At 68.2% G+C, this 13,518-nt stretch carries 13 protein-coding genes and 1 pseudogene; 11 read left to right on the top strand and 3 right to left on the bottom strand.

The features are described 5' to 3' along the window. Positions 1 to 4: 4 nt before the first annotated feature. Together ASF20_RS18750 and ASF20_RS18745 are read right to left on the bottom strand one after the other, a co-directional pair. Positions 5 to 529, bottom strand: coding sequence for a hypothetical protein (locus ASF20_RS18750; protein ID WP_162242638.1), 525 nt, complete (start codon positions 527 to 529; stop codon positions 5 to 7). 164 nt (positions 530 to 693) lie between these two features. Continuing rightward, on the bottom strand, positions 694 to 1,407 hold the full coding sequence (locus tag ASF20_RS18745; protein WP_156648129.1) for a hypothetical protein: 714 nt from the start codon (positions 1,405 to 1,407) through the stop codon (positions 694 to 696). Positions 1,408 to 1,488: 81 nt separating this feature from the next. Here ASF20_RS18745 and ASF20_RS18740 point away from each other — a divergent pair, with 81 nt between their 5' ends. From ASF20_RS18740 to ASF20_RS23590, 11 genes and pseudogenes are all read left to right on the top strand, one after another. Continuing rightward, positions 1,489 to 2,220 (top strand): response regulator transcription factor, encoded by a 732-nt coding sequence (locus tag ASF20_RS18740; RefSeq protein WP_056276773.1) that lies wholly within the window; start codon positions 1,489 to 1,491, stop codon positions 2,218 to 2,220. Then, on the top strand, positions 2,220 to 3,593 hold the full coding sequence (locus ASF20_RS18735; protein WP_056276770.1) for an ATP-binding protein: 1,374 nt from the start codon (positions 2,220 to 2,222) through the stop codon (positions 3,591 to 3,593). Before ASF20_RS18740 ends, ASF20_RS18735 begins: the two co-directional genes overlap by 1 nt. Before the next feature lie 157 nt (positions 3,594 to 3,750). Beyond that, a complete protein-coding gene (locus ASF20_RS18730; RefSeq protein ID WP_056276831.1) occupies positions 3,751 to 4,014 on the top strand; it encodes a hypothetical protein in 264 nt (87 codons plus the stop codon). Positions 4,015 to 4,077: 63 nt separating this feature from the next. Further along, positions 4,078 to 4,413: a hypothetical protein gene (locus ASF20_RS18725; RefSeq protein ID WP_056276828.1), complete on the top strand. Its 336-nt coding sequence runs from the start codon at positions 4,078 to 4,080 to the stop codon at positions 4,411 to 4,413. Positions 4,414 to 4,490: 77 nt separating this feature from the next. Then, the gene (locus ASF20_RS18720) at positions 4,491 to 5,177 is read left to right on the top strand and encodes a thioredoxin domain-containing protein (protein ID WP_056276767.1); all 687 of its coding nucleotides are present in this window, start codon (positions 4,491 to 4,493) and stop codon (positions 5,175 to 5,177) included. 99 nt (positions 5,178 to 5,276) lie between these two features. Then, the gene (locus tag ASF20_RS18715) at positions 5,277 to 5,573 is read left to right on the top strand and encodes a hypothetical protein (RefSeq protein ID WP_244476488.1); all 297 of its coding nucleotides are present in this window, start codon (positions 5,277 to 5,279) and stop codon (positions 5,571 to 5,573) included. Between the two features lie 94 nt (positions 5,574 to 5,667). Beyond that, a complete protein-coding gene (locus tag ASF20_RS18710) occupies positions 5,668 to 6,501 on the top strand; it encodes a DUF3658 domain-containing protein (protein ID WP_056276822.1) in 834 nt (277 codons plus the stop codon). 122 nt (positions 6,502 to 6,623) lie between these two features. Beyond that, a complete protein-coding gene (locus ASF20_RS18705; RefSeq protein ID WP_348271551.1) occupies positions 6,624 to 6,863 on the top strand; it encodes a type II toxin-antitoxin system ParD family antitoxin in 240 nt (79 codons plus the stop codon). Positions 6,864 to 6,873: 10 nt separating this feature from the next. Continuing rightward, positions 6,874 to 10,275, top strand: a complete 3,402-nt coding sequence (locus ASF20_RS18700) for a PAS domain S-box protein (RefSeq protein WP_056276760.1) — start codon at positions 6,874 to 6,876, stop codon at positions 10,273 to 10,275. A 121-nt stretch (positions 10,276 to 10,396) separates the two neighbouring features. Further along, complete coding sequence (locus ASF20_RS18695; RefSeq protein WP_056276756.1) at positions 10,397 to 10,810, top strand: response regulator; 414 nt, start codon at positions 10,397 to 10,399, stop codon at positions 10,808 to 10,810. A gap of 322 nt (positions 10,811 to 11,132) precedes the next feature. Beyond that, positions 11,133 to 12,667 (top strand): annotated as a pseudogene (locus tag ASF20_RS23590) (ISL3 family transposase). Here ASF20_RS23590 and ASF20_RS18685 read toward each other — a convergent pair. Beyond that, on the bottom strand, positions 12,653 to 13,177 hold the full coding sequence (locus tag ASF20_RS18685) for a hypothetical protein (RefSeq protein WP_348271550.1): 525 nt from the start codon (positions 13,175 to 13,177) through the stop codon (positions 12,653 to 12,655). The pseudogene ASF20_RS23590 and the gene ASF20_RS18685 overlap by 15 nt on opposite strands. Positions 13,178 to 13,518: the final 341 nt, after the last annotated feature.

Genomic DNA, 13,518 nt, shown 5'->3' with positions numbered 1-13,518 from the left:
GACATCAGTCGGCGGTGAAGCTGTCTGGAACGACTGGAGGCAGAATTGCGCGATGGTCGGAGAGCACGATGCGGAGGTCGAGACTGTACTGCAGCCGAAAGAGCTTTGGCTCTGGCACCTGGTCGCTCATGATACCGCGCATGCCCTCGGCGACGATCTTCTCGACCACCACGGTCGGGTAGGCGCAGTCACCGATCCGAACGGTGTCCCGCCCGACGACACTCAGGTTGGTCGTGTCGGTGCTCTCGACCCCGAAGAACCACCCCCCGGTCCAGTAGACGGTGTCGTAGGTGAAGCTCTGGCCGGGCTCGGGACGGAAGGTGCGGTAGTCCGTAGGGTAGACGAACCTGCGGGTCCTATCGCCGTCGGCCAGGGCCTGTCCGGAACCGATGGGAACGAGGCCGTCGTACGTTGTGTCGACGAACGTCCCCACGCCTTGCGTGGTGGTCTCGGTCCTGATCTCGTGCTCGCCGGTGGCCCTGATGCGAACGGTGGACTTCCCCTGGCGCAGGGTGACGCCCCTGGGCATGTCGGCGGCCGTCGGGCACCGCTCCGCCCAGGCGGTCCGGGGCGCGACTGCGGCAACGATGAGAAGTGCTGCGACCGACCGATGAGGCATGGGGTCAATTCCGCCAAGGCGGGGCCGGCGACCCGCCCCGGGAGAAACACCGCCCGGTCGCCCTTCGCCGCTCCTCAGGGCCGGTAAGTGCCGGCGTATCCGGTTCCGGAGGACAGGTCGCAGGTCCCGCGCTGATCGACCTGCCACGCGTCGCGGCTCTCGGGATGGACGGTGACGGTGCAACCGCGATCCGTGAACTCGGCCTTTCCCCGGCGCAGGTCGAGAAAGCCCCCGGTACCGCTGGTGTTGACGTCGCCGTTGTCCACGCCACCGGGCCCGACATAGGTCGAGACCAGCGAGACGTAGGCGAATCCATGGACCGGACCGACCACGTCCAGCGTGCCGCTGTTTCCTTTGGGTTCCTCGGTGAAGAAATGCGTGGCCGCCCCGTTGCCGCCCTTCGTGCGCAGGAGCGTTTCGATCCGCTCGTCATAGGCGTCGCCGAGGCATGCGGTGGTCCCGCATGCGCCGGCTTTCGCAAGCCATTCCCGTTGGCTGGCCTTGATAGGCCCCTTCGGTTCCTCGCGCAGTGCCGCGACGTAGAGCTTCGACAGGATCTCGTCGCGGGCGCCGAGCGCGGCGTCGGAGCAGATCAGGCGCTCCGTCCTCGACGTGGCCTTGGCGCAATCGAAGCTGGCCGCAGGGGCCGGCGTCGCGGCGAAAGCGACAGCGGCGAGCGCGGCGGCGGTGAAGGCTTTGCGTCCGTGATCCCCCATGATCGACTCCGGGACTTCGTTCGGTGAAGGCACGAGATTGCATCGCATCGGACGGTTCTGGAAGACAGCCAAAGTGACGAGACACCGTGTAACGTTTTGTAACGACGGTGCCTTTTGCGTTGTCGGCTCGCTCGGTCCCCGTATGTTTGCGGGATGAGCGACGACCAGACCATCGTCATCGTCGAGGATGACGCCGACATCCGCACCCAGCTTGCCGCCTACTTGGAAGGCGAGGGGTTCCGCGCGGTCGGCCTCGACGGTGGCGCCGGCCTCGACTGGCACCTCACGGCGGGGCGATCCGCGGATCTCATCGTGCTCGACTGGATGCTCCCGGGCGAGGACGGCCTGTCGATCTGCCGGCGCCTGCGCGAGGCGGGCGGCCCGCCCATCGTCATGCTGACCGCCAAGGACGAGGACATCGACCGGGTGCTGGGCCTTGAGATGGGGGCCGACGACTACGTCTCGAAGCCGTTCAACCCGCGGGTCCTGCTCGCCCGCATCCGCGCCGTCCTGCGCCGCGCGCAAGGGGCCAGCGCGGCGGCGGTCGAGGCCGATCCCGAGACCCTCGTCGTGGCCGATCTCGTCGTCGACCTCGCTGCGCGTCGAGTGACGGTCGGCGAGGGACATTCCGAGATCGGGCTGACCAGCGCCGAGTACGACCTGCTGCACTGCTTCGTCACCCGGCCGCAGCGGGTGCTCTCGCGCGATCAGCTCCTCGACTGGACCCGCGGTCGCACTGCCGACGCCTTCGACCGGACCATAGACGTGCAGGTGAGCCGGCTGCGGCACAAGCTCGACGCCGCGGGCAGCGATGCGGCCGCGCTCCTCAAGACCGTCCGCAATGCCGGCTACATCCTCGCCGCACCGGTGAGGCAGGCCCCGTGATGGCCCGCGTCGGCCTGCTCGGGCGGATCATGCTGCTCCTGCTGGGCGCGCTCTCCCTGCTCGTCCTCGCCACCGTCGCCGTGGACACATGGCAGCGTCGGCAGGAGCGCTCCCCCTACGGCACGCGCTTTCCGCGCGTCGACCAGGCCGCGAACATCGTGATCCTGCTGCGGGATGCGGATCCTGCCCTGAGACCGGCCATCCTGAAGGCCGTGAGCGGCGAGGCCCTCAGGGCCGAGATCACCGATGGGCCGGCCGACCATCACGACCTGATCTCCGAACCGCGCCTCGAACAGCGCCTGCGCCGGATGACGGGTGATCCGGACGGGCCGCTGCAGGCCTTCACCGACACCGCAATGCTGCACCGGGGCGTCGATCCCGATGCGGTAGACGACAGGGATCGCAATGGTCCCATCGGTCGCCTCGCGACGGCGACCTATCGGCTGCCGGACGGCCGGACCCTGGTAATCTCGGCCATCGAGAGGCACCGGTCGATCATGCCATGGCTGCTCGGCCAGCCGCTGAGCCTGTGGGTGGCTGTCCTCGGCGCGGCGGTGGCGGGGCTCGTCCTCGTCGGCGCACGCCACGAGCTCGCCCCCCTGCGACGCCTCACCGAGGCGGTCACCCGCTTCGACGGGCGTTCCCACCAACCGGTGGCGACGCCCCGGGGCGCCCCGGAGATCCGTCGGCTCTCGCGGGCGGTCAGGGACATGCAGGAGCGTATCGTCGGGCTCCTCGGGGAACGCTCGATGCTGATCGGCGCGATCTCGCACGACATCAAGACCTACCTGACCCGCCTGCGGCTGCGGGTGGAAGGCGTTACGGAACCGGAGCGACGGGACAGGCTGGTCGAGGACCTCGATGCGATGACCGCGCTGATCGAGACCTCCCTGGGCTTCGCCCGGGGCACCGCGGTCGAGGTAGGCCGGACGGCGGTCGACCTGGCCGATCTCGTCGCCGTGGAGGTGGCCGAGCATGCTGCACAAGGCATCGACGTCCGCCTGACCGGCGAGGACGTGCAGGATGCGGTCGCTGCCGGGGATGCGGTCGCCCTGCGCCGGGTGGTCGCCAACCTGATCGGGAACGCCGTCAAGTTTGGCCGCTCCACGGTGGCTGTCACCGTGAGCCGGACCGATGCGCTGTGTCGGGTCACGGTAGAGGATGACGGCCCGGGTATACCGGAATCCGAGCGGACGGCCGTGTTCAGCCCGTTCTACCGGATCGAACGGTCCCGCAACCGCCGCACCGGCGGCACCGGTCTCGGCCTCGCCATCGCCCGCCAGATCGCGGAGGCGCATGGCGGTACCGTCGTGGCCGAGGCGTCACCGCTCGGCGGCGCACGCCTCGTCGCGACCCTGCCGGCCATCGCCTGATGCCCTGTCTGGCCCGCAGGGCGGCCCGTTACAAAACGTTACGTCGGCGCATCGGTCGGTCACATCCAGGAAGGAGGTCGGGACGATCTTGGCCCTCATCGGTCGCGACGCTGGCTCAGGCATGGCGGCGCACCGGACCACAGAGAAGGATCCGATGATGTTGAAGATGATCGCCCCCGTCGCGCTCATGGCGGGCTTGGCATTCCCGGCCTCGGCGTCGCCCCTGATCCAGGACGCCGTGTCCGACGGATCGGACGGCGCGCGGATCATCCAAGTCTATGGCGGCTGCGGTCCCTACGGCCACCGTGGCCCCTACGGCGGTTGCCGGACCGGCGGGCAATGGGGTGGCTACGTCCGCGGCGCCTCCTGCCCGGCGGGCTTCCACATCGGGCCCTACGGCCGCCGTTGCTGGCCGAACTGAGCCTTCCCGCCCCTTTCCCTAGACCTGCGTCCGGTCGCGTGCCGGACGACCATGGAGGCGAACATGATCCGCAAGATCATCCTACCCCTTGCCCTTGCCGCGGGGCTTCTCACGGCCGCCTCGGCCGCCGAAGCCCGTGACGGCTGCGGCCTCGGGTTCCACCGCGGGTTCTACGGCTGGTGCCGGCCGAACCTCGGCTACCGTCCCTACGCCTACGGCCCCGTGTATCGTCACTTCGGCTATCGCGGGTGGGGCGGGCCCCGCTGGCGCTACGGCTACCGGTATGGCTGGCATCGCCGTTTCGGATGGCGCGGCGGATGGCATCGCCGTTTCGGATGGCATGGCGGCGGGCACCGCTGGGGGGGCTTCCGGCATGCGGGCTGGCACCACCGCTGGTGACGGGCTCGACGCCTCGCCAGGGTGACCACGCCTCCGATGCGCCGCCCTCGTCCCCCAACCCCTGCCGGAGTTCTCGTATGACCCCTGCCGTCAGGACGGCGTCGACCCGCCTCAGCCGTCGCGGCGTGATCGCGGGATCGGTCTTCGGACTGTCGGCCCTCGGCGTCGCCACGATGGTGCCGAGAGGCCCTCGCGATACGGGGGGCATCCATGTCGGGGATCCGGCCCTGGCCGGACCGCTCGGCGATGTCTGGTTGGGATCGCCCCAGGCGAAGGTGACGCTCGTCGAGTACGCCGCGCTGACCTGCCCGCATTGCGCGGCGTTCCATGACGGGACCTGGCCGGCCATCAGGGCGCGCTGGGTCGATGCCGGACAGGTGCGGTTCGCGTTGCGCGGATACCCGTTGAGCCCTCTCGACACGGCCGGCTTCATGCTGGCCCGGGCGGACGGCGACAGGAACTACTACGCGCTCACCGATCTCCTGTTCGCGCGGCAGCGGTCCTGGGCGTTCGTTGAGAAGCCTTTGGATGCCCTGCGCGAAGTGGTGCAGCAGGCGGGGATCAGCCGGGATCGGTTCGATGCCATCCTGCGCGACCAGTCCCTCTACGACGGCGTGCAGCGCGTCTCTGCGCAGGCGACCTCCGCCCTGGGCGTCCACAGTACGCCGACGCTGTTCGTGGACGACGACCGACACGAGGGAGCGCTGACGGCGGATGCGCTCGGCGAGATCATCGAACGGGCCCTGGCACGGAGCCCGGGCTGAACCTTTCGGTCCCTGATGCTGGTCGCTGCAGGGCCGGCACGGCGAATTCCTTCGAAGATGCGGAGGGGCCGGGGCAAGCGGTCGAGGAGGAAGGAATTCATGAACAGGTTCGGGTTGGCCCTATCCTCGCTGATCCTGGTCGCCATATCGGTCGACCCTTCGTCCGGGCAGCCCGCGCCGGACCGAGGGGCCGTCGAATGCCGTGACGAGATCGGTCCGGTCGCCGCCAAGCGTCTGGCCGCTCAGTGCCGGGATGCGTCGCCCGCGACGCATCCGCCATGCAACGCGGCGAACCCCTGCGCCATGATGCGCGACGAGATCGAGCGCAGTTGCCGGATGTTCCAGGAGTCCAGTCCGCTGCCAGTCGACCTCTGTGCCGCGGGTCACGGGCCGTAAGCCGCATCGATACCCTGCGACCGAAGCCATCGCCGACGGGCCGGACAGCCGGACCCTGCCGGTCGTCGAGCTCGAACGGGAATGGGACACCGACATGACCGTGTCCGTCGAGGTGGTCCATGCGGCCTGGGGGGTCAGCAGGGCGGAGAGCGTCCACGACGCCCTGCGATTGCAGGGCTGCACGGATCGGGTGGTTGCGCTCACCCACGACCTGAGCGTCGGCCCCATCGACTCGCTCGATCCGGCCGTGCGCAGGGCCTGGTTCGAGGCCAACCTGCGATCGGACGAAGAGCCCTGCGAGGAGCCGGCCGATTCGGAGGCGCCCTGGGTGGAGGCGACGGCCGTCGGCGTCCATCCGGTCCATTGGGTTTGCCTCAGCGACGCCGCGGAGTACGCCTGCTTCCTGGAGTTCGTCTTCCGCATGGCCGGCCGCCCCTTCGACGTCGTTGACGCGACCGGGCTCGACGTCCCGGGCGCGGGCCGCGTCTCGTCGATCCGGTCGCTGGGGCAGTTGCGGCCCGCGGAGATCGTGGCGGCCGGCCTCGCCGAGAGGCGGCGTCCGTACTCCCGGGCGGAGAGCGACGCTGCCGTGGCCGCCTGGACGCGGTTGAGGCTGGAGAATGCACCGCTGCGCGTCTTGCGCGACGGACGCCTGGTCTCCGTGCCCTTGACCCATTTCGACGCCATCCTAATGGGGCAGGCGTCGGGGGAACGGGAACCGCTCATCAAGCTGGTCGCCCGCGTTCTGAACAAGCTCGATTCCGGGCTGGATCAACCTGGGCAGGGATGCAGCTACGAACTCCTGTTCGCCCGCATCCTCGCCCTTGGGGTGGCCGGAGCGCTGGAGGTCACAGGTTCCGGGCCGGGCATGCGGGGCTATGAGGTTGGCGGGCCTGCGGCACGTCGGTCGAACCTTGGCACGACGTAACGTTATCAAGCCAAGGTCGCGATCCGCCGCATGGGTTCGGTGATACTTGCCGTGACCACGCTTGTTCATGACCTCGGTGCGACATCCGGCGCCTGCACCTTCACGTGAAGAGGGTGTCGCCGATGCGACACCGCCGGCGGCAGCTGGTAAGGGCCGGCATGGCCGCGAAGCATTCTCGACACATCGCCCTAACCGAACCCTTGATCGCCTACGTCGAGGATCAGGTCGCCAGGGGTCAATACACTTCCGTCAGCGAGGTCGTGCGGACTGCGCTCCGGCATATGATCGAGCGGGAAGACGCGAAGGCCGCCCGCAGCGCCGTTGCCCCGGCATCTTCAATGGCCGTCAATGACCACGCCTGAGACCGGCGGCGTGGAAGCCGCACGCGATCCCGCCCGGCTCGCGGTCCTCGACGGCTACGGCATCCTCGACACGCCGGCGGAGCGGGGCTTCGACGACATCGTGCTGCTCGCCTCGCGGATCTGCGGAACGCCAGTCGCCCTGGTAAACCTCGTCGCCGCCGACCGGCAATGGTTCAAGGCCCGCGTGGGTTTCGAACCTTTTGAGACCCCGCTGGCGCAATCGATCTGCGTCCATGCCCTGCGCCAGCCCGGCCTGCTGGTCATCCCGGACCTCACCGCCGACCCCCGCACGCGGGACAACGTCCTGGTCATCGGCGAGCCCCGTCTCAGGTTCTACGCCGGCGCCCGCCTGGAGACGCCCGAGGGCCTGCCGCTCGGGGCCCTCGGCGTGATGGACGTGAAGCCGCGCCCGGAGGGGCTGACGCCGGAGCAGGCCGAAGCCCTTGAGGCGCTGGCCCGGCAAGTCATGGCGCAGATGGAACTGCGTCGGTCGATGGTTGCACGCGACGACGCCCTGATGAGAAGCCGCGACGCAGACACCCGTCATCGTCAGATTCTCGATAGTGCCCTGGACTATGCCATCGTGACCACCGACCTCGATGGCCTGGTGACACGCTGGAGCGCAGGCGCCGAAGCCATCCTCGGCTGGTCCGAGGCCGAGATGCTCGGCAAGCCGGGCCGGATCTTCTTCACCGACGATGACGTCGTGAACGGCGTGCCCGAGCGCGAGATGAGGGTGAGCCGCGAGGCGGGACGCGGCTTCGACGAGCGCTGGCACGTGCGTAAGGACGGGTCGCGCTTCTTTGCCCTGGGCGAGATGATCCAGCTCCTCGCCGACGACGGCGGCCACGTCGGCTACCTGAAGATCCTTCGGGACAGGACCGGGCAGCACCTCGCGGCCGAGGCTCTGCAGCGGCAGACCGACCTGCTCCAGACGGTCACGGACCATGTCAGCCAAGCCGTGCTCCAGCTTGACGTCGATTGCGTCGTCATCTTCGCCAACCGGACGGCGCACGACCTGCTCGGTTGGGACGCGGACGCCCTGGTCGGGCAGGACCTGCACGAGGCGGCCCATCATCACCATCCTGACGGGCGTCCGTTTCCGTCCTCCGAATGCGGCTTCGTCCAGGCGATCCGCGAGGGGCTGACCCTGCGTGAGCGCGATGCCACGTTCTTCCGCCTCGATGGCACGCCCATCGAGGTGGTCTGCTCGAACGCCCCCGTGTTCGACGGCGGCAAGGTCGCCGGGGCCGTGCTGACGGTCTCCGACGTCACCGGCCGCAGGTTGGTCGAGAGCCGCCTGCGGGAGATGAACGCGGAGCTTGAGCTGCGGGTCTCGGAGCGGGATGCGGCCGAAGCTCGGCAGCGCTTCCTGCTGGACCTTACGGACACGCTGCGCGAGCAGGGCGGCCCACGCGACAGGATGCAGGCGGCGGTGGATGCGCTGGGGAAGCACATCGGCGCCAGCCGGGTCGGCTACGGCTTCGTTGAGGAGGACGGCGTGTCCGCCACCCTCGGTACCGAATACGTCGACGGCGTCGCAGCCTTGGCCGACACCTACCCACTCGACGCATTCGGACCGGGCAACATCGCCAATCTCAGGGAAGGCCGAACGTCGGTCTATTCCGACGTCGAGGCCGATGCGGACACCGCTGGTCTGGGGATGGGCGCCTTCGGCATCGCAGCCTTGGTTGCCGTGCCACAGGTCCACGAGGGACGCATGCGCTCGGTCGTCTACGTGAACCAGAGCGAGCCGCGGGTCTGGACGGCCGCCGAGGTTTCCCTGGTCGAGGATGTATCATCTCGGATCTGGGACGCCGTCGAGCGTGTCAGGGCGCAGGAAGCGCTGCAGGCGATGAACGAGACGCTGGCGGCCCAGGTCGCGGAGCGCACCCAGGAACACGACCGGATCTGGCACGTGAGCCGGGACATGCTCGGCGTCGCCGACGCCAGCGGCGTCTGGGTGAGCATCAACCCGGCATGGCAGCGCATCCTGGGATGGGACTATCACGACATCGTCGGGAAGACCTCGGAATGGCTGGAACATCCCGAGGACCGCGAGCGGACCCAGGCGGAGGTCGCCCGCCTCGCTGCCGGTGGCCTGACGCTCGTCTTCGAGAACCGATTCCGGGCGCGCGACGGCAGCTACCGCACGCTGTCGTGGACGGCCGTCCCGGTCGAGGGGTTGCTCTACTGCGTCTCCCGGGATGTCACCGAGGAGAAGGAGCGCGCGGCCAGCCTGCTCCAGATCGAGGAGGCGCTGAGGCAGTCGCAGAAGCTGGAGGCGGTCGGACAGTTGACCGGGGGCGTCGCGCACGACTTCAACAACCTGTTGACCGTGATCAAGTCCTCGACCGACCTGCTGAAGCGACCGGATCTGACCGAGGACCGGCGGGTCCGCTACATCGGCGCGATCTCCGATACCGTGGATCGGGCCGCCAAGCTGACCGGACAGCTCCTGGCCTTCGCCCGTCGGCAGGCGCTTCGACCGGAGGTGTTCGACGCCGGGCGGAGCGTCAGGGCCATCGGCGAGATGGTGGAAACCCTCACCGGTGCCCGCATCGCCGTCGCCATCCACGTCTGCGACGAGCTCTGCCACATCAATGCCGATCCGAGCCAGTTCAATACCGCTCTGGTGAACATGGCGGTCAACGCCCGCGATGCGATGGGGGGCGAAGGTCGTCTCGACATCGCGGTGGGGGCGGTGGAGGGTGTACCGGCGTCGCGGTCCCATTCCGCGCGGGCGGGGGACTACGTCCGGATCGCGCTCACCGATACGGGCTCCGGCATCCCGGCGGACCAGATCGACCGGATCTTCGAGCCCTTCTTCACCACGAAGGGTGTCGGCCAGGGCACCGGACTTGGGCTCTCTCAGGTGTTCGGCTTCGCCAAGCAGTCGGGTGGCGAGGTCGTGGTCGAGAGCGAGGTCGGACGCGGCACCACCTTCGCGCTCTATCTCCCGAGGGCGGAGGTGGGCGAGAACGAGGAGAGGGAAGCGGCCCAGGTCGATGCGGTGGTCGATGGGCGCGGCACCCAGGTTCTAGTCGTCGAGGACAACCGCGAGGTCGGCACCTTCTCGACACAGACGCTGCAGGAGCTTGGCTACGGGACCCATTGGGTCATGAACGCCGACGAGGCGCTCGCGGCCCTGGCCCGGAACCCGAGCGTCTACGATGTGGTGTTCTCGGATGTGGTCATGCCAGGTATGAACGGCGTCGAACTCGGGCGCATCATCCGGCGGCTCTATCCGAGCCTGCCGGTGGTTCTGACCAGCGGCTACAGCCACGTCCTCGCGCAGGAGACGGACCACGGCTTCGAGCTCCTGCAGAAGCCATACTCGGTTGAGGCGTTGTCGCGCATCCTGCGCCGGGCAGCCTCGAAACGCCGCAGCCGTAGGCGAGCGGCGGGATAGGACGCTGGCCGACCCAGGGTTCGCAACACGGAATCCTAAGACACGCAAAACCTTAGGCGAAACATCGCGGTTCCGCGCCCGTATCGTCGTGAACCTTTGAGCCTGGCCGGATTTGACGGTGATGCCGAACCCGTCGAACTCACCGTATGCCCTCGTCGCCGATGATGATTTTCTGATCCGGATGGATGCCGAGACGATCCTGGAGGACGCTGGGTTTCACGCCCTGTCTGCGGCAAACGGAGTGGAGGCGATCAAGCTTCTCGACCAGTACGCGGGATCGATCATCCTGCTCTTCACTGATGTCGAGATGCCGGGAGGCCCCGACGGCTTCGAGTTGGCGCGGACGACGGCTAGACGGTGGCCCGACATCTCGATTGTGGTCGCATCGGGGGGTGTGAAGCCCGGGCCGGGTGACCTTCCGGAGGGAGCCGACTTCCTCGACAAGCCCTTCAGCGCCCAGGTGGTCCATGATCACCTCGACCGTATCCTCCCTGACGGTCGTAAGCCCGAGCCCCTAAAGGCTCGAAGGAAATAGTCGCTCGGCTATCGGGAGGTCTTGCAACGCCAGCACGGTGACGAAGCGGCCGGATATCAGGTTTGTCCTGACTTCCAGCCCCCGGTTACGACCCGTCCATGCCGAAGCCCTACGCCGCCTCCAGGTAACCGACGCCATCCCTAAGGTATGCCGAATGTGTTCCCGCGAAGCCGTTTGACGACGATCCGATCAGGAACGGCGTGACTGAGTGTCAAACAGCGTTGAACATTGGTTCATCCGCACTTTCGGTGCTGCGGGGTGATTTGGGCGTTGATCCGCGTGGTGGCTCGAGGGCAGCGCGATGCCGATCTCAAACCCGTCGATGCCGTCGGTCCCGGACGGGCTGTACGTCGAGGATCTGACACTGGACGGAACGGCGCTGCTGATCACCGCCCGGACCACGGCGGCCCAGGCCTCCTGTCGGGTCTGCGAGCGTGCTTCGACGCGAGTGCACAGCACGTATTGGCGGACGTTCAAGGATCTGCCCTGGCAGGATCGGGCGGTGACGTGGCGGGTGCAGGTGCGCCGCTTTCGCTGCAGCCATTGCCCGGGGCGGATCTTCGCCGAACGCGTGCCGGGGCTGGGGGCGCGCAAGGCGCGCCGTAGCGACCGATTGGCCGAAGCGCAGACCGACATCGGCATGGCGCTCGGCGGTGAGCCCGGCGCAAGGTTGTCACGGCGGTTGGCCATGCCAGTCAGCGGCGACACCGTGCTGCGCCTGATCCGCCGTCGCGGGATCGTGCCGTCCGCACCGCCGCGGGTGGTTGGCATCGACGACTGGGCCTGGCGGCGCGGCCGGTCCTACGGCACCATCGTGTGCGACCTGGAACGGCGGCGCGTCATCGACCTGTTGCCCGGCCGCTCTTCGGCGCCGGTGCGGGACTGGCTTGCCGCCCATCCAAGCGTGACCATCGTCAGCCGCGACCGCTCTGGACCCTACGCCGAGGCGCGCGCAGGGGAGCGCCGACGGCGACGCAGGTCGCGGATCGCTTTCACCTGCTCGTCAACGCGTCCGAGGCGTTGCGCAGCATCGTCGAACGGCACCAGTCCGAGATCCGGGGCGTGGCGCACCGTGGCGTGCACAATCCCTTTGCCTCCCCGGCCCCGACGGAGACCGCACCCACGCCGGAGGTGAACAGCCGGCGACGCGATCGCTGCGAAGCGGCTCTGTACCTCCATGGCAAAGGTCTGCCGACCAAAGAGATCGCTCGCCGGATCGGTGCCTCCCGCAACGCCGTACGCCGCTGGGTCCGCGCAGGTCGGTTCATGCCCTACCGCCGCGCACCGGGCTCAAGCCGGATCGACCGTCATATCCCCTTCGTCGAGGCCCGCTGGCAAGAAGGCCAGCGCAGCGCCACCGTCCTTCACCGCGCGCTAGGCGCGCAGGGCTTCACCGGCAGCTACGACATCGTCCGGCGCTGGGTCGCGCGACGGAAGCAGCGTGCGTCGCCGCAACCACCGTCCACCCGGATCCCCTCGACGCGCCGCATAACTCGGTGGCTGACCGCTGATCCGGCCGCGCTGGCGCAAGAGGATCGCGCCTTCGCCGAAGCGCTCTGCAGCGCCGCGCCGAGGCTGAAGCGGGCGGCCGAGGACGTACGTGCCTTTGCCGATCTCCTGCGCCAGAAAGATCCTGCCGGACTGACGCCATGGCTGGAGGCTGCAGCCGAGACCGATCTCGGCGGCTTCGTCACCGGGCTCCGCCAGGACGAAGCCGCCGTGCGCGCGGCCATCGTCGAACCCTGGAGCAACGGCTCTGTCGAGGGGCAGGTCAACCGCCTCAAGCTGATCAAGCGCAGCATGTACGGCCGTGCCGGATTCGATCTCCTGCGGCAGCGCGTCCTACATGCCGCTTGAGCCGAGACGAGACCGGCAGAGCCAGACTGGACACCCGACCTGAAGCACCGAAAGTGCGGATGAACCAAAGTTGCACGCCGAAACACACTCGTAGTGCTCCTGCAGAAGCAGGTGCAGCGGGTAGTACAGGGTGCCGGAGGCGTTCCAATGCGCCTGCTTGGTCTGAAGCTGGAGCTGCTGCAACTCGGTCAGGGTCTGCTGGAGGGCAGCGACATCCTTCTTGATCGCATCGCCGTCGCCGTCGAGGCTGATGACCGGAAGCGTCGTCATCTCGTTGGTCGGGAAGGCGCCGACCGGCTGCTGGCTGGTCGTCTTGGTCTGCGAGGCGCCGCGGACATCGTCGGTGCTTTTGGCGGTCTGCTGATCGGCTTGGGCGAGGTCGATCCGCGACAGGACCTTCATCGCGCTCGGGGGCGGCGGCACGAGGGTTGGCGTTCCGTTGGCAAGGACGGGAAGCGGCAGGGCCGTCCCGAGGAGGAGTATGGCCGTGAGGAAACGGGCGTTCTTCATGAGGTGCTGCTGTGACCTTGGAGGAGGCACCGCCCGGGGCGGGCGATGTGTACGTGGGAAAACGAGCGCAGTTTAGAAGCGTTCGAAAATGACACCGAATTTAGGATTTCGCTGCCAGCCCCGCGGGCATGAGAAGGGCGGGGCATCCTTCCCTGGATGCCCCGCCCTTCGCTCCCCGAGCGATGCCTTTTTTAGCTTGAAGCGATCAGGACCGGACGTCGTAGCGGTCGAGCATCATCACCTTGTCCCAGACCTTCACGAAATCCTTCGTGAACCGTGCCTCGCCGTCGCTGCCCGCATAGACCTCGGCGACGGAGCGGAGCTGCGCGTTCGACCCGAAC

The organism is Methylobacterium sp. Leaf88, from assembly GCF_001422795.1.
Classification (GTDB): Bacteria; Pseudomonadota; Alphaproteobacteria; order Rhizobiales; family Beijerinckiaceae; genus Methylobacterium.
The sequence above is the reverse complement of the archived record's forward strand: the minus strand, read 5'-3'. Positions and strand labels throughout refer to the sequence as shown.